Raw genomic sequence first — 16,036 nt, forward strand, 5'->3', positions numbered from 1 at the left:
TCCTTCTATTCTTTTATATCCAATTTAAATTTCAAACTCGCTATTATATTTTTGTACTCTCTTACATCTTTCATAGATGCGAAAATGGGGTTCTCTGCAATACTTTTTAGCATGCTTCGCTTTATAATCTCTTCATTTCTAACCGTTTTAGCACCAAGCGGAAATTCTGCAAACCATTCATCAATCGCATCAAAATAGGAATCGCCGTGTAAATGCAAGCTATTTACTGTAAAACAAGCTGCACAAACTGTTGCGTATTTCTGCAACATTTCTAATGCTCTTTCAAAATTTCCTTGCATGCAATATACTTGTGCAGCAGCATAGTATACTTTTAAAGTCATATTGGGATGTAATGTTTCTATTTCATATATATCTATTAACATGAAAGCTCTATTTAAAATTACCTCTACCTTTTCAGTGTTTGAGGCATTTATTACTACATAATTCGGTATTGTCGCAACGAAGTGTATTAAATGTTGGTACATACTAATTTGCATCATTTCATTCGCCTTCTCAGCATTTCCAAGCATTTGATACGCTTGTGCGATTAAATCCTCTTCTGGAAAATTAGGACGTATCGTTTCGCCAAGTAATTGAAGCACCTCATTTGGTCTATTAAGTATAAGATAGCAAGTTGCTTGAAACGATGCCGCCTCTTTCACAAGAGAAACATCATCACTTTCTTCCTGTACCCTGCTAAAGAGAGACATTGCCTCTTCTAAAATTTCAGTTCTTTTATCCGTATCCTCTGTTAACATATGGTGGTTAATAAAAAGTAGTCCCATTTGAAGTAATAATGGAAAACAAGAATAATATTTTTTGATTATTTCTCTGCACTCTATCATTACTTCATCAAACGGTTCTTCACTAAAAGCTTCCGCTAGTCGATGATATAAATTTTTAATATCTTCCTGCTCCATTTGTGGGATATAACTAATTAGTTCATCAATACTTATGTTAAAGTACGATGCTAACAGTGGTAAAAATGTAATATCCGGATAACTCTGCCCCGTCTCCCATTTGGAAACAGATGCCTTCGTAATACCGATATACGCCGCTAACTCTTCCTGTGTAATTCCCTTTTCTTTTCTCTTATCCGCAATAATTTTATGAATATGAATTTCTCTCACTGTATCACCTCATACTTTTATTATATGTACTATATTCTATACAAAATATGGATTTAAAGTCGACTTTCGTTAACAAAATCAACTGTTAGGAAACATCTCTCTAAAATTAAAGGCAGGAACATATTTGATATGTTCCTGCCTTTTTATTGTAGGGTACCGATACATAGCCATCTAGCTAAAATTTTGAAGTGCTTCAAAATCAAAAAATTCATCTCACCACAGTTTTCTATGAGAATCCAGTGAACAGCTTATTTGCATAACTTTCGAAAGCGGAAGTTAAAAGTTTTTAGTTTCTTGCGCAATTAAAGCACTACATTAATCTAGAAATTCAAGTAATTTCAATCTTTCAATTATCATTGACTTATATTTGATAGCTTCATACTGTGAATTGTCAATTTTTGTCTTCTTTATATTTAACATATCAAATATTTCTCTTTCAATATCTCTTCTTGCTTCTAAAACTTTAATTGTTCCGTCTAAACCGTGATAGCCTTTCATCTTCCCATACCCTTGATTTGTATAATACTCAATAAATCCAGCAGACCATTCTTTTGCTCTTTCATTAAATACCTTTCTGAATGAGAAGTCCAAATCATCTTGTTCTATATAAAACAATACTGGATTTAATTTCTCTATGATTTTCTCTAATGCATTAATATAACTTATAACTTTCTCTTTTTTTTCACCATATTTAACCATCCCGATTGTTAATGGATTTTGTATGAAGCAACATTCAAAAATATAAATTTTATTTTCGTTGTTGGCTATTTCAACAAAATCCCTCCATTTTTCAGTTATTAATTCAATATTCCTCTCTAGCGGTAATTCATATATATCATTTTTGAAAATGGTATTTAATAAATTTTCAGGAAAATTAGAGCTGTATTCATTTTTAATTTTTTTATATGGCAATAAATAATTGTTTTCTCGCTCCGTGACTCTATCACTAATTACTTCCTTAAAATTACCACTATTCACTAACAAACTTTCGAATTCACTTTTATCAAAACAAGATACCCCTTCATAATCAGCAGGGTGGTCTGGATTCCCTTCAAGAAATAACTCAGCGTCAATATTATTTTCAATTAAAATATCGTAAAGCAAGCTTGCAGTGGTGGATTTCCCAAAGCCAGGAAGCCCTTCTACTATGATTAATTTCGTATTCAAAAAAATCTACACCTTTCTAAGACAAAATAACAGGTTTCAAATTAAAAATAAATTGTCCACTGAACTCACTATCCTATAAATTATTATCTAAACTTAATAAAACTAGAACTTCTTTTCCTATGTATCTTTATTTCGTTATTTCACCAAACTGCGCTCTCGTCACTTTCGCTAAGTCATCAACTTTCAGCTCGATTTGTATACCAATCTTCCCGCCGCTCACTATGATCGTTTCAAGCGATTGCGCAGTCGCATCAATGCATGTTGAAAATAACTTCTTCATTCCGACTGGTGAACAACCACCGCGAATGTATCCTGATACTTTCGTAATATCTTTTACAGGAATCATTTCAATTTTCTTTTCACTGACCGCTTTTGCGGCAGCTTTTAAATTTAGTTCCTCATCTACCGGGATGATAAATACATGATAATTTTTACTATTCCCTTGAGCGATTAACGTTTTATATACTTCTCTCACTTCTCGTCCAATTTTCTCAGCTACTGATACGCCATCAATTTTTCCATCGTTCGGATCATATGACATCATCGAATATTCGATTTTTTCTTTATCTAATATTCGCATCGCATTTGTTTTATCTTTTTTCATGGGTTTCTCCTTAAAAGGTTATTTCATATTATTAAGTTTTATTATACACCTTTTTCCATTTCTCCTACATAACTTCACGTATATTTCAAAACTAAAAATATTGATAATTCAAAAATCATCTGATATAATTTGGAAAAACTTATGTTAAGGAGAGATTTGTCATGCGAAATGTTAATACTTCTTTCCAACTTCATCATCATACGTAACGCCGTGTATCCGAAGAAAAATTTTTCTTCGTGGGTACAGGGCTTTTCCTGTTGACCCACGAAGCATTCATAAAGCTATGTGGGTATTTTTATACCCGCATAGCTTTTTTTAATTTAAAAAGGAGTGATTACAATGGAAATGAAAAATGTAAAAGGAACGAAAGACTATTTACCAGAGGAACAAGTGTTGCGAAATAAAATTAAAAGAGCTTGTGAAGACGCGTTCGAACGATACGGATGCAAACCGTTAGAAACACCAACGTTAAATATGTATGAGCTTATGTCTTACAAGTACGGTGGTGGCGATGAAATATTAAAAGAAATATATACGCTTCAAGATCAAGGAAAACGTGACCTTGCGTTACGCTATGATTTAACAATTCCATTCGCAAAAGTCGTGGCAATGAATCCGAACATCCGCCTCCCTTTTAAACGGTATGAAATTGGAAAAGTATTTCGAGATGGGCCAATTAAACAAGGTAGATTTCGTGAGTTCATACAATGCGACGTTGATATAGTTGGTGTAGAATCTGTCATGGCAGAAGCGGAACTTATGAGTATGGCGTTTGAACTGTTCCGAACGTTAAACTTAGAAGTAACGATCCAATATAATAACAGAAAATTGTTAAACGGTATTCTCGAGTCCATTAACATCCCTACTGAACGAACGAGTGACGTCATTTTATCATTAGACAAAATCGAAAAAATTGGGATTGATGGTGTACGAAAAGATGTATTAGAGCGCGGAATTTCTGAAGAAATGGCTGATACGATATGTAATACCGTTTTATCTTGTCTAGAGCTTACAATTGCTGACTTTAAAGAAGCTTTCAATACTCCACTCGTTGCCGAAGGAGTAAACGAATTACAACAATTACAGCAATATTTGATCGCTCTTGGAATAAATGAGAATGCTATATTCAATCCATTTTTAGCACGAGGACTTACAATGTATACAGGTACCGTGTATGAAATCTTTTTAAAAGATGGATCGATTACATCCAGCATCGGTAGCGGTGGTCGATACGATAATATTATTGGGGCATTCCATGGTGATAATACGAGCTATCCAACAGTCGGTATTTCATTCGGTTTAGACGTTATTTATACAGCACTCTCACAGAAAGAAACGATATCATCTACAGCGGATGTATTTATTATCCCACTCGGAACAGAGCTACAATGCTTACAAATTGCCCAGCAATTACGTTCTACCACTTCCTTAAAAATCGAACTCGAATTAGCAGGCCGCAAATTAAAACGTGCCCTTAATTATGCAAATAAAGAGAATATCCCTTATGTGCTTATTATTGGAGAAGAAGAACTTAATACAGACACTGTTATGCTGCGGAATATGAAGGAAGGTAGTGAGGTGAAGGTTCCCCTTTCTTCTTTAAGTAGTTATTTATAATACGAACCACCCTCGTTTGGGTGGTTTTTCTATTTTATAGATAACGAAATCATTAGTTAACATAAAATAATTATATTCTACTAAAAACCACAAGTATTTAATATCCAATTCCCTATTATTTTTGGTAATATATAGATATGGATTGTTTTAGGAGGGTTTACTTTGAAAACTTACATACAAGCACTAAAGTGGATCACAGGAATCTATCACCTTTTATTAATTCCTTGTTATTATTTATTTCCAAGTCTTGTTAACCTAGATGGATTACCTTTACTACTATTGATTGCTTTACATATCACTACTATTTTATTAGCTAACAAAGCAGGCATGAATACGTACGCTCATTATATAGGTATTATCGTTACTCTAGTTGCCTTCTTTCCTTATATAGACGTCGTTCTACATATTATAGCAGCAGTTTTCCTTTTATTAGATGCTATTTCCACAAATAAAAAAGAAGTTTGTGATTCATATTGAGTTAAAAATTAAAAGTACATGTTTTTCAACAAATCACTCTTTTTGTCACAACGATAATATATAACGCAATTCTTTCCTATCATTTCATAGAAAGAATTGCGTTTTTTCATTGATAAGATTATAGATTTATCCATATCACCTTTTAGAGATTTGAAGTATATAGTCTAAGCAGCCTTCTCTGTATTAAATACCCATCGATGAAGTGTCGGTTGATAATACGGTATCATCCACCCTAAAATTTTGCCGATACAATAGGCGGAAATGAGTGTACCGATCCCAATTGAACCTAACGATTGAATGAAAACGATACAGATGATACCAGCTACACAAATGTTTATTACATCACTCAAAATTTTTGCTTTACCGAATTTTAAGTTGAATTTTTCACTAATAGCATACGTTAACGCATCATACGGCATTAATGGCAGTTTCGCTGTTGTATAGCCCATTAAACCGACTGCTATAACAAATAAACTAACAATCAAATATACACTTCGAGCAAAGATCGTTTCAGGTATAGGGAAAAGTTGTACAAGGAAAAGCGTTGCATCCATGAAGAATCCAAATAAAAACGAAATAATAAATTGACTTACAAACTCATTGAGCTCCATTCGTTTACTTAATACGACTTGAATAATAATGTATAAAATATTCGCAAGCACCATTGTCACACCAACCGATAAACCGATTGTTAGTGTACTTGCATATGCTAATGATGATACAGGCGATACACCAAATCCTGCTTGAATCGACATGCTAATGCCAATTGACATAAAAAATAACCCGAGCACATACATGAGGATGCGCCTCAAGGTTCTGTTCCAATGATTCATACTATCTCTCACTCCTAGTTGACGTAATTAATATAAAGACTATAGCTATACAATAAAATATAACGTCAATTTCAACATATGAAAAATATATATATGATAAACTAATCATATGAAAAAACATATAACGGAGAGATACAATGGATTTCAGGCAATTATATTACTTTAAAGAAATTGTGAAACAAGGAAGTATTTCTAAAGCAGCAGAAGTGCTCCATATCGCGCAACCACCACTTAGTCAATTATTAAAAAAGCTCGAAACTGATCTTGGCACAACTTTAATTCATCGATATCGTCAAAAATGGGAGCTTACAGAAACCGGTGAAATACTATACGAATATGCCACACAAATGCTAATGCAAGTTCAAGATATAAAGCAACAAATTCAAGAAATTGAGCAAGGTATAGGCGGAAATGTAAATATCGGTGTCTCTTCTACATGTTCAAATATGCTCGTTGACTATGTTAGTACGTTTAGAACACAATACCCTAATGTTAAAATAAATATAGTAACAGGAAATTCAGAAGAATTATTAAAAAAATTAGAGCAAAGAGTAATTGATATTGCCCTACTTTTGCGATTAGGAAATAGTGAACACTATGAGCTAAAATTATTAAAAAAACAACCAATCGCTGTAATTATCCCTGCCAGTTGGGAAACATCATTTCCATCTCAACATGTAACGATTGAAAAGATTACACAGTTCCCATTCATTATGCTCGGAGCAATGGAAGGACTCTCCTTCAATGAAGACCTACTCAAAGCGTTTCATACATACAAAGTCCAGCCAAATATCATTATCGAGTGTAAAGATATAAGTATGGTTATAGCACTTGTTAGTAAAGGACTAGGCTTATCTATTATTCCAAAAATGGATTACACATCACCATTTCTAGCACATACAAAGCTTTTAGAATTGGAGCAATTTGATTTCCATCTTGAGCCTGTAATAGTAAAATTAAAAAAACAACGAATCTCCACAGCAGCAACTCAATTTTGGGAAATGGTTGATTAAAAGATGTGAACAAATGATTAATAACCTTTAATCATTCGAGTGTCCATCCCCCACTGATTGGACAGTTACTATAAGATATAACAAGACAAACTATGGATACAATTGTTGAATGGATTAAGTAATATAGCACTCACAAATAAAACTCCTTCTAGCTAAATACTTATTCTATTGAAGAATCAGTTGTTTTTCCAATGTATGAAATTGATTTTCCATGGAAAGATATGTTAGTATGTATACAGTTTGAGCGCTCTATTTTTTAGAGTCGAACAGGAGGAGAATGGATATGTCTGATATTGAAGTTGGCGAAGTGTTTACTCTCAGTGATGAGAATAATGAGGATCAGGAAGTAGAAGTACTCGGAGCGATGGATGTCGAAGGCGCAGAATATATTGCGGTTGCCTTCGTAGAAGACATTCAAACAGAATCTGAGGAAGACATTGATATTTTCTTTTTAAAAGTAGAAGAAGATAATGAGTTTTCATACATTGAAAATGATGAAGAGTTTGATAAAGTATCTGCTGCTTTTGATAAAATTTTGGACGAGCAAGAGCAAGAATAATATGAATGAAAAACACGAGGGTGGATGCATATCCGCCCTCTTTTTATTTATCCCGCTGTTCGCCGGGCAGTAAGACTCCCACCTCAAAATCCGGCGAATGCGGAGGAGTTAGTTGGGAGTCTTACTGCCCGTAAAAGCCCGATTGGTGAGGGCTGATAATCAGTGGGGGATGGACAAAACCCCAACTGATTAAAGTTTCACTTTATCACTCATCCAAAGACTTATGCAGCAATTCCAATACATCTTTCATCACAAAAGGACCGTCTTTTTTCACATGCTCAGCGAATTCAGAAACGAGACGTAATGTTTTTACACTTTCAATTGGATGCTCGCCTGATGCACTTTCAGCAGAAAGCATAACAGCGTTCGTTCCGTCCAGTACAGCTTGAAACACATCAGTTACCTCAGCCCTTGTTGGAATAGAATGATCTACCATAGATTGAAGCATTTGTGTCGCTGTAATAACATATGTATTCGTTCGATTACATTCCTGAATCATCATTTTCTGCAAGAGCGGAATAAATTGATACGGCAACTCTACTCCTAAATCACCTCTTGCAATCATAATTCCGTCTGCTTCTTTACATATATCTTGAAAATTCTCGATCGCTTCCATCGTTTCTATTTTTGCAATTAAATTAGGTGAAGTTTCTTTGTACTGTTGTATAAAATCTCGTATTTCTTTTATATGACTAGGTTTTCTTACGAAAGAACATGCGATAAAATCAACATCCTCTTCTAAAAGAAACTGAATGTCCTTTTTATCTTTCTCTGTAATAGCTGGTAAACTAACGATTGCCCCTGGTAAGTTCACCCCTTTATGAGATGAGATATTGCCACCTGTTTTGACCTTTGTTTCTATTTTGTCCGTACTTACTGTTTCAACGATTAACTCAACTTCGCCATCATTAATTAAAATTCTACTTCCAACTTTCACGTCATTCGCGATTCCTGCATAATCAACACTTGCTTCTCTATTGCTCCCTGTAACTGGTTGTGTATGTAAAATAAAAGAGTCTCCCGCCTGAAGTGTAATTTGCTCTCCTTTTATTTCACCTAACCTTATTTTAGGACCTTGTACATCCCCTAAAATTTTAATAGAATCGTCTAACGATTTGACTAAACGAATGATGTCTTTATGACTTTCATGCGTGCCATGTGATAAATTCAACCGCACTATTTTCATACCATTATTTATTAACTGCGCTAACGTTGCTTTATTATTACTTGCTGGCCCAATTGTACAAACTCTATCGATTGTCATTTTTATCACCATCCTTTTTCACTAGGATTCCCATAATCTTTACTTACACTCTCAACATAAAAAAGCCTACTCACAAAAGTAGGCTTTTGAAACTACGAAAGTTTCGTTAATAACTGATTTAAATCTTTTTTCGTTTTCGTCGTTAATGACTTCATTTTATTAATATCTATCTTTTCTTTCTCTGCTCCTACAATTAACGGATACATACTTTGTCCAATTGTTTTATATTCAGCTGGATGTGATGCTTCTAACTCTTTCTCAATCACATCCCACTTTTCATTAATTTGTTTTCCAAGTTTATTTACTGTTTCTAATTTAGGGTTTGCAGCTAATTGCTTGTCTAAGCTTTCAATTAATGCAGAAACTTCTTTAACATTTGTTTTCACAGCTACGCTTTTCTTCGGATCTTTCGTTGTTTTTCCGTTTGAGTTTGTACTTGTACTTTGATCTGTCGTTTTTCCGCTAGTCGTTTCGTCATTCGTTTTTCCTGTCGTCTCTTTTTCTTTTGTTTTCACATTCTCATTTTGAGATGACGTTTTACCGTTACTTTCTGTTCCTGATGATTCTTTCGTATTTTTTGCATCTTTATCTGTTTTTTCATTTGAAGAAGTATTTGTATCTTTTTCAGTATCTTTCGTTGTTTTTGACGTCTCATCTACACTTGTCGTTTTTGCTTCTCCTTCATTTTGCGCTGTTACTTGTTCTTTCTTTTCTGTCTCTTTCTCTGCTGAAGGACTACAAGCTGCCATAGTAAGCATTGTACCAATTGTTATCGATGCGATAGCGACCTTTTTCATTTTCATATAAATCCCCCTATGTTTACTTTATTTATCCTCCCCTTTACGATTCGATTTCCCCTTAAAAAATCCCTTTTCATACGAATTACCATCTTTCCGACAGTAATCTTCATAATAATACGTACAAAAACTGATAAACCAATTTGAATATTCGAGTTTCTTCTACTTCATTTTTCTTCTCTGTAGTAAAAGAAAAAGAGTATATTGTCACATGAAGAATTACTATCTTCATATGACGATATACTCTCCTATCAAATTTTTATCTTTCTTGACATTTTATTTATACAAAAAAATAAAATTTTCTTTCATTTTTTGTTTCTCAACAATTGTTAACATAATATATTTATGAGTAACCACCATTCGAATGAATGACTTGCCCCGTAATCCATTTTGCTTCTTCACTTACTAAAAAAGAAATTAAGCGCGCTGCATCTGACGGTTCTCCTACTTTACCTTGCGGGAACTTCCATGCTAAATGATGCTTCAGCTCCTCTGTAATCCATCCTGTATTCGTCGGCCCTGGATCAACTGCATTCACTGTAATCCCCTTCTCCATCGCAACTGGTGCTACTGATTTTGTAAATGCTTCAATTGCTCCTTTCGTTGCTGCGTATGCTAATTCATCTGGCATCGGACCTAATGACTGTCCTGAAGTAAGATTAATAATACTGCCACTCGTTTTCAGTGCATAATGTTTTATAAATAATGAACTTAATAACATAGTAGCGCGAACATTCACTGTATAATGTTTATCTAACTGTTCTACATTTAATTCTTCAATTCTCGTATGAGCAGCATACGCTGCATTATTAATTAAAATAGATGGATCACCTAAACGTTCTGAGGCCATATAAAACAAACGATTTGGTGAATACGACTGCGATAAATTGATTTCTGCCATTTCACAGCGAACACCTAAACTTTCAATCTCCTCTTTCAACAAAAAGGGTTCTTTGTCATGCATTCCCCACGGCATCGCTTTATCATACTGAGACCAGTACGTGAAAAAAATGTCTATCCCTTCTTGAGCAAGCACCTTGCATACAGCTGCACCAATTCCATTCAGACGAGTTGCCCCTGTTACAATTGCTATTTTCTTCACCTTTTCTCCTCCATCTATGGATAAATCCCCTGCACGAATACAGAGGATCTATCTTTTTATTCAATATTTGACAATATGCGTTCTGCACCTAATTTTAAAATTTTAATGAAGATATAATTTACAATCGTAAACATTACAAATAAAACGATAAACATAACCCATAGTCCTACTTGAAGGAAGAAGTATAATAAACTTACTCCCGCAACAATAACTAAAGCTATAAAAATATTAGCTAAAAAATTCCACAAAGTTGTATATCGGCTCTTAAATAATTTCTGCTCTGTATCCCAATGTATATCTGCAGTTTGTGCATCCCAACGTGTACCGATTAAATTAATTAACAATAACCCGTTCGCACTTAGTAAAAACCACAGTAACATGAACACAGGAGAAATCCCTGCTACAACTGCCATCGTAATACCGAATACCGCTAAAATAATTACATTAATTAACCAAGCAGTGATTGCTTTCGCAAAAAAGATATCCGAAGCTTTTACTGGTAAATATCGATTCACAAACCATGAACTTCCATCTCGTGAAAATGACGTTGTTGCGATGACGTTACTTCCCATTAAAAATAACGATGCACAAAGACCAACGCCAATTGCAAGTCCTGCTGATTTTGGATTATCAATATACCCTGTGATCCACTTTAAATTCCCATCTTGCACGAATAAAACAAAGAATAACATAATCGGCATAACAAAAGTTTGTACGATACAATTTAAGAAAAATTGTGGTGTACGGAATAACGTTTTAAATTCTTTTTTCACATACGCTTTCAAATGTGAACTTTGTACCGTTGATTTCTGTAAGCCTTCTGCTGAAATGACCTCTTTTTTTGCTGTACTCGTTGAAAGTCCAATAACCCCTTTTAAATATGTACGCTCTGCAATGTAATAAAACAACACAAAAAATACAAATGAAATAAGTGCAAAGATGATTACGTATAAAGGACCCTTCCAATTTGCATTTTCTACTAATGCCACTGCCCCAAAATATGTAGTTGGAAAATAATTTGTCATTTGTACTAGAAGAGAAGATTCGTTGTTCGCAAGATAATTCGTAAGTGCATCTTCAGAAAACGAACTTTTATTTTTCCACTGTAAAAACACATTAATTCCTACAATAAATAGTATACTTACGATTCCAATAAATATATTGCCTCGATCTTTATTTTTCGCTATATTTGTATACCTCATAATAACTGTCATTAGTAATGAAGCTAATACTAACGGCACAATCGGGAAGAGTAAGTAAATAAAAATCATGTATATGTAATATGTAATAAATGCACTACTTTTTAACCCGTACGTAATAAAGATTGGTAATAAAATAAATGAACTCATTACGTATTGTGTAATTAATACCGTTAAAAACTTTGCCGAAATAATCTGCGCTGGCTTCAATGGTAACGGCAATAACATTTCAATGTCATTACTATAGTAAAATACAGTTAAAATGTTCGTTATACTCATTAAAAATACCCATATACTCGCAATCGCAAGTCCCATTGCGATAATCATTCCTGGGTCTTGCCCTAAATGTTTCATCCCTTCATACAATCCGTGCGTCATCGAACCAAATATTAAAAAGCCAACAAATAAAATGGCTGCAAATGAAAATACATACGCCCATCGCTTCTTCTTATCTGTTATAAAATCTGCATAATTTAATTTTAATAATACTTTCGTTAACGTCCAAATTTTACTCATTGCCCGTCATCTCCAAGAACATTTTTTCAAGTGATTCATTGGATTTAAAATGATCTCTCATTTCACCTAAATTCCCTTTAAACTGAAGTTTTCCCTTATTAATAATCGCGACGCGGTCACATATTTTTTCTGCCACCTCTAATACGTGTGTAGAGAAAAATACAATCTTTCCTTTATCCGCATGTTCTCTCATCATTTCTTTTAAAATATATGCGGATTTCGGATCAAGCCCCGTTAACGGTTCATCTAAAATCCATACATCTGGCTCATGCACGAGCACACCAATAATAACGATTTTTTGTCTCATACCGTGCGAGTAACTTTGAATTTGATCCGATAACGCATTGTAAAGATCAAATTTCTTCGCTAAAGACTCGATTCGCTCTTGTCGTACTTCTTTCGGCACTTCATACATATCTGCCATAAAGTTTAAATATTCAATTCCCTTTAATCGCAAAAACATATCTGGGCTATCTGGAACATAACCAAACGTCTTTTTCGCTTCCATCGGATTTTTCATAATATCTTTACCGTTAATCGTAATCGTCCCTTTGTCCACTCCATGAATACCAGTAATCATCTTAATTGTCGTTGATTTCCCCGCACCATTTGGCCCTAAAAATCCAAAAATTTCTCCGCTAGGCACAGATAAACTTAAATCTTTTACTGCATAGGTAGACCCATTATAACTTTTTGACACATTCGTAATTTCAATCATTCCATCCAATCCTTTCCTTAATTACCAAATAACTATATCAATATTATAGCATACTTCTATTTTTAGATTTTTATATTTTTTCAGTTTTTTTAACCTTTAAAATAAATATACACGCCTAATCCAACGATTAAAACGACAGCTAGTAAAATATAGATCATCGTCAGCCGTTTAATATTCCCTTTTGTCGCTTTACTATAATTCGCATCACCATTCCGCCCAATTAACACCGTTGCCACTACAGTAATCACTACAAGTAATACAACGATCATGATCCAAGTTAGCATTCCTTTCTCCCCCTCCTTACAACCATTTTACAATATTATCCTCTTTATTTCGCAGTATATTTCCTCTTTTTACTATTATTATGAAAAGAATTGGAAAACTATTATTACTTTACATTTCCACATGTGATATATTTATAACATAACGTGAATTATTTCTAACATTGCAAGGAGGACCTACCATGAAAACAACTTGGATAAAATATTTAGGATTTCTCGGTTTCTTCGGTTTCCTTGGCTTTTTTTACGAAAAAGGATTATTTACTATGTTCTGTTTCTTCTCCTTTTTCACATCGTATAGAACAGTTCAACACGATGAACTGTTTGAACAAATCGTCAATAAATCGTGCCGCAATGCCTTTATCGTTACATTACTAACGACCGCTATCATTATGTTTATTGAAATGTTATTTCCAAACCCTACACTACAAGAGATTGATATCGCTCTTATTTTCAGCACACTCATTCTTACGTTCGGCTTCTCTATGTTCTTTTATGATAAACCTGTTGATGAAATGGAAGATGCGCCATGGCGTTCATAACGAGAATAAAAGAATACCGCGCCAAATTGAACATGACACAAGAAGATTTAGCGAAAAGTGTTAGTGTACGCCGTGAAACAATTAGCCATCTCGAAAAAGGAAAATATAATCCTTCCTTACAACTTGCTCACGACATTGCGAAAGCACTTCATAGTACAATTGATGAGATTTTTATTTTTGAGGATTAATTAAGGACATAGAATTACATAAAAATACCGGCATCCTTCCCATGAAGAATACCGGTACTTCTCTTTTATCACCCATACAAAACAGCATGAAATACGCCTAACAGTAAGTATTGATCCTCTATATAATCTTCATCATATACATCCATCTCGATAGAATACATATCTTCCTCAAGACGAATATTCCAATCTGCGATTACATAACCGTTTCGTAATAACTTTCCAAGCCCAATTGAAGTTTTGTGAACAACATATTCTTCTCTCTTATATGTAAAGGTAAATAAGAAATTGGCATCTAATAACTTTCCATCACATACAAGTATTTCATGCTCTGTATCATTATGATCGATGTACGTTACTAAAATCCTTCTTTGACGCTGCCTACTTACATCCTTTGCAATGACGCGAATGTTGTCCTTACTATCCTTTATTTCATAAATGATATTACTACCGACTTTCGGAATAAAGTCTAGCACTTTCATCAACATATTTTTATAATAGCCCCGTACTGCGCCTACTCTTTCGCTTTCATTGTAAACCTCTATCGACGTCGTATCCGCTTTACTATCACACAGTCGTTTGTAAGAAAGCTGCATCATTCGCTCTCCTCTTAAGTACTGATCAAACGTAACGGGATATTTTATCGCGCGCAGTTCCTTATTTAGCTCATATAAATAGTGTTGAACGCTCTCTACTAATGTTGTAGTTGATATACGCTCTTGAAGTTCAAATTGTTGCCAACTTGAAAAAACTCTCCACTGATCTTCCTCTTCATATACGAATCCGAGAATTACTTCCTCACGGTCACTCGTTTCATAATTCAATTGTTCTTTCTGCCCATGTTGCACTTGTTCCATCCACTGTCCTAAATAAATGCCAAGCTCTGCAACCTTCATGCATGGCTTCTGAAAAAATACACTGTCACTCGCGCGAATTGTTAAATCCCCTTCAATAAAGCCATTTGCATAAGCGGCATACCGTGGCTCATCCTTCTGCGGAATACTCTTGTCTAACTCAAATAAAAACGTTAACATCTTTCACTCACCTCTAGTTATTACACCGATCGTACCTATAAATTGAACGCAACTCAAATTATATCGACGATTTTTCCAATATATCTACCGTAACTCAAAATATATCAACACGATTAAAATGAAACTACCTTTTCTTCCGCCACTTCCACAATTCCTAAAATTTGTAGCAGACTCTCCACCTCATAAGTCGGCTTAACATCTGTCATATTTTCTTTCAAACTCGGATTATACCAACACGTATCAATGCCGTAATCTTCTCCGCCTTTCATATCAGAAGTTAGCGAATCTCCAACGATTAATACACTTGATTTATCAGTAATCCCAAACTTCTCAAATGCATAATCAAAAATCTCACGTGCTGGTTTTTGATGACCAACCTCTTCTGAAATAATAATATGATCAAAGAAATTACATAAAGGCGAATTTCCGATTCTAGATTGTTGCACCTTCGTATATCCATTCGTAATAATACCTAACTTGCAATCTTGTAAATTTTCACATAATTGCACTGCACCTTCTATAAGATGTACTTCTTTTCCTAAGTTTTCAAGGTATACATCACTAAATTGCTGCGCATCTACTTCTATATTATGAACGGCAAATAATTGTCTAAATCGATCTACTGCTAATTCACTTAGCGTAATCATTTTATTTTCTAAATCTCTCCATAATCCATTACTAATCTTTTTATAACTTGCAAGATAATCATTATACCCTGTAGGCATACCAAACTGTACAAACGCGTTATGCAAAGCATTTCTTTCCGTTTCAGGAAAATCTAATAATGTATCATCTACGTCGAATAATATAACTTTATATTTCATTATGCTCTCCTCAACTAGTACGTTATTTACAACTTGTATTTTCTCATTAATTCTCTCTTAAGTCGAACTTTTTCCCTTTACGAATCGTAGATGTACAGCAATCTTAAAGTTGTTTAAGGTACACGGGTCATGTTATTCAAAAATAATTAATTGTGAAAATACTATAAATTTGAG

At 34.1% G+C, this 16,036-nt stretch carries 18 protein-coding genes; 6 read left to right on the plus strand and 12 right to left on the minus strand.

Annotated elements, in window-relative coordinates:
* Positions 1–5: 5 nt before the first annotated feature.
* The 3 genes from FS802_RS13495 to ybaK form a co-directional block, all read right to left on the minus strand.
* A complete protein-coding gene (locus tag FS802_RS13495) occupies positions 6–1,130 on the minus strand; it encodes a helix-turn-helix domain-containing protein (RefSeq protein WP_098653444.1) in 1,125 nt (374 codons plus the stop codon).
* Between the two features lie 315 nt (positions 1,131–1,445).
* A complete protein-coding gene (locus tag FS802_RS13500; RefSeq protein ID WP_098707658.1) occupies positions 1,446–2,297 on the minus strand; it encodes a P-loop NTPase family protein in 852 nt (283 codons plus the stop codon).
* Between the two features lie 127 nt (positions 2,298–2,424).
* Positions 2,425–2,901: a Cys-tRNA(Pro) deacylase gene (gene ybaK / locus FS802_RS13505; protein WP_098707659.1), complete on the minus strand. Its 477-nt coding sequence runs from the start codon at positions 2,899–2,901 to the stop codon at positions 2,425–2,427.
* A gap of 339 nt (positions 2,902–3,240) precedes the next feature.
* Here ybaK and FS802_RS13510 point away from each other — a divergent pair, with 339 nt between their 5' ends.
* A complete protein-coding gene (locus FS802_RS13510) occupies positions 3,241–4,518 on the plus strand; it encodes a histidine--tRNA ligase (RefSeq protein WP_098707660.1) in 1,278 nt (425 codons plus the stop codon).
* Between the two features lie 162 nt (positions 4,519–4,680).
* The gene (locus FS802_RS13515) at positions 4,681–4,995 is read left to right on the plus strand and encodes a hypothetical protein (RefSeq protein ID WP_098653440.1); all 315 of its coding nucleotides are present in this window, start codon (positions 4,681–4,683) and stop codon (positions 4,993–4,995) included.
* Positions 4,996–5,159: 164 nt separating this feature from the next.
* Here the strand turns inward: FS802_RS13515 and FS802_RS13520 are convergent, their stop codons facing one another.
* Positions 5,160–5,828: a YczE/YyaS/YitT family protein gene (locus FS802_RS13520; RefSeq protein WP_098653439.1), complete on the minus strand. Its 669-nt coding sequence runs from the start codon at positions 5,826–5,828 to the stop codon at positions 5,160–5,162.
* A 137-nt stretch (positions 5,829–5,965) separates the two neighbouring features.
* Here FS802_RS13520 and FS802_RS13525 point away from each other — a divergent pair, with 137 nt between their 5' ends.
* Together FS802_RS13525 and FS802_RS13530 are read left to right on the plus strand one after the other, a co-directional pair.
* The gene (locus FS802_RS13525) at positions 5,966–6,841 is read left to right on the plus strand and encodes a LysR family transcriptional regulator (protein WP_098653438.1); all 876 of its coding nucleotides are present in this window, start codon (positions 5,966–5,968) and stop codon (positions 6,839–6,841) included.
* Between the two features lie 277 nt (positions 6,842–7,118).
* Entirely contained in the window at positions 7,119–7,400 is a 282-nt protein-coding gene (locus FS802_RS13530) for a DUF1292 domain-containing protein (RefSeq protein ID WP_002008111.1), read from the plus strand.
* Between the two features lie 205 nt (positions 7,401–7,605).
* Here FS802_RS13530 and FS802_RS13535 read toward each other — a convergent pair whose 3' ends face one another.
* The 6 genes from FS802_RS13535 to FS802_RS13560 form a co-directional block, all read right to left on the minus strand.
* Positions 7,606–8,676, minus strand: a complete 1,071-nt coding sequence (locus FS802_RS13535) for a pyruvate kinase (RefSeq protein ID WP_141545930.1) — start codon at positions 8,674–8,676, stop codon at positions 7,606–7,608.
* A gap of 80 nt (positions 8,677–8,756) precedes the next feature.
* Positions 8,757–9,467, minus strand: a complete 711-nt coding sequence (locus tag FS802_RS13540; protein ID WP_144525092.1) for a hypothetical protein — start codon at positions 9,465–9,467, stop codon at positions 8,757–8,759.
* Positions 9,468–9,804: 337 nt separating this feature from the next.
* Positions 9,805–10,563 (minus strand): SDR family oxidoreductase, encoded by a 759-nt coding sequence (locus tag FS802_RS13545; RefSeq protein ID WP_000716962.1) that lies wholly within the window; start codon positions 10,561–10,563, stop codon positions 9,805–9,807.
* Positions 10,564–10,619: 56 nt separating this feature from the next.
* Positions 10,620–12,278 carry a putative ABC transporter permease subunit gene (locus FS802_RS13550; RefSeq protein ID WP_000036858.1) on the minus strand — a complete coding sequence of 553 codons (1,659 nt, stop codon included), beginning with the start codon at positions 12,276–12,278 and terminating at the stop codon, positions 10,620–10,622.
* Positions 12,271–12,996: an ABC transporter ATP-binding protein gene (locus FS802_RS13555; protein WP_000570198.1), complete on the minus strand. Its 726-nt coding sequence runs from the start codon at positions 12,994–12,996 to the stop codon at positions 12,271–12,273. The genes FS802_RS13550 and FS802_RS13555 overlap by 8 nt, the downstream gene beginning before the upstream one ends.
* Before the next feature lie 89 nt (positions 12,997–13,085).
* A complete protein-coding gene (locus FS802_RS13560; RefSeq protein WP_000958866.1) occupies positions 13,086–13,280 on the minus strand; it encodes a hypothetical protein in 195 nt (64 codons plus the stop codon).
* 179 nt (positions 13,281–13,459) lie between these two features.
* On the opposite strand from FS802_RS13560, the gene FS802_RS13565 reads away from it, so the two are divergent.
* The gene (locus tag FS802_RS13565; protein WP_000859218.1) at positions 13,460–13,819 is read left to right on the plus strand and encodes a DUF3796 domain-containing protein; all 360 of its coding nucleotides are present in this window, start codon (positions 13,460–13,462) and stop codon (positions 13,817–13,819) included.
* The gene (locus FS802_RS13570) at positions 13,807–14,007 is read left to right on the plus strand and encodes a helix-turn-helix transcriptional regulator (RefSeq protein ID WP_000874186.1); all 201 of its coding nucleotides are present in this window, start codon (positions 13,807–13,809) and stop codon (positions 14,005–14,007) included. The genes FS802_RS13565 and FS802_RS13570 overlap by 13 nt, the downstream gene beginning before the upstream one ends.
* Positions 14,008–14,075: 68 nt before the next feature.
* Here FS802_RS13570 and FS802_RS13575 read toward each other — a convergent pair whose 3' ends face one another.
* Together FS802_RS13575 and FS802_RS13580 are read right to left on the minus strand one after the other, a co-directional pair.
* Positions 14,076–15,038 (minus strand): tubby C-terminal domain-like protein, encoded by a 963-nt coding sequence (locus FS802_RS13575; protein ID WP_000955117.1) that lies wholly within the window; start codon positions 15,036–15,038, stop codon positions 14,076–14,078.
* A gap of 113 nt (positions 15,039–15,151) precedes the next feature.
* The gene (locus tag FS802_RS13580) at positions 15,152–15,862 is read right to left on the minus strand and encodes a YjjG family noncanonical pyrimidine nucleotidase (RefSeq protein WP_098653436.1); all 711 of its coding nucleotides are present in this window, start codon (positions 15,860–15,862) and stop codon (positions 15,152–15,154) included.
* Between the last annotated feature and the right edge of the window lie 174 nt (positions 15,863–16,036).

The sequence above is a fragment of the Bacillus sp. DE0042 genome (assembly GCF_007680225.1).
Classification (GTDB): domain Bacteria; phylum Bacillota; class Bacilli; order Bacillales; family Bacillaceae_G; genus Bacillus_A; species Bacillus_A wiedmannii.

Coding starts and splice junctions, on each gene's coding strand:
- FS802_RS13550 (WP_000036858.1), bottom strand. CDS start 12,278: ATGAGTAAAATTTGGACGTTAACGAAAGTATTATTAAAATTAAATTAT.
- FS802_RS13520 (WP_098653439.1), bottom strand. CDS start 5,828: ATGAATCATTGGAACAGAACCTTGAGGCGCATCCTCATGTATGTGCTC.
- FS802_RS13565 (WP_000859218.1), top strand. CDS start 13,460: ATGAAAACAACTTGGATAAAATATTTAGGATTTCTCGGTTTCTTCGGT.
- FS802_RS13580 (WP_098653436.1), bottom strand. CDS start 15,862: ATGAAATATAAAGTTATATTATTCGACGTAGATGATACATTATTAGAT.
- FS802_RS13570 (WP_000874186.1), top strand. CDS start 13,807: ATGGCGTTCATAACGAGAATAAAAGAATACCGCGCCAAATTGAACATG.
- FS802_RS13535 (WP_141545930.1), bottom strand. CDS start 8,676: ATGGTGATAAAAATGACAATCGATAGAGTTTGTACAATTGGGCCAGCA.
- FS802_RS13560 (WP_000958866.1), bottom strand. CDS start 13,280: ATGCTAACTTGGATCATGATCGTTGTATTACTTGTAGTGATTACTGTA.
- FS802_RS13530 (WP_002008111.1), top strand. CDS start 7,119: ATGGATATGTCTGATATTGAAGTTGGCGAAGTGTTTACTCTCAGTGAT.
- FS802_RS13525 (WP_098653438.1), top strand. CDS start 5,966: ATGGATTTCAGGCAATTATATTACTTTAAAGAAATTGTGAAACAAGGA.
- FS802_RS13575 (WP_000955117.1), bottom strand. CDS start 15,038: ATGTTAACGTTTTTATTTGAGTTAGACAAGAGTATTCCGCAGAAGGAT.
- FS802_RS13510 (WP_098707660.1), top strand. CDS start 3,241: ATGGAAATGAAAAATGTAAAAGGAACGAAAGACTATTTACCAGAGGAA.
- ybaK (WP_098707659.1), bottom strand. CDS start 2,901: ATGAAAAAAGATAAAACAAATGCGATGCGAATATTAGATAAAGAAAAA.
- FS802_RS13555 (WP_000570198.1), bottom strand. CDS start 12,996: ATGATTGAAATTACGAATGTGTCAAAAAGTTATAATGGGTCTACCTAT.
- FS802_RS13540 (WP_144525092.1), bottom strand. CDS start 9,467: ATGAAAATGAAAAAGGTCGCTATCGCATCGATAACAATTGGTACAATG.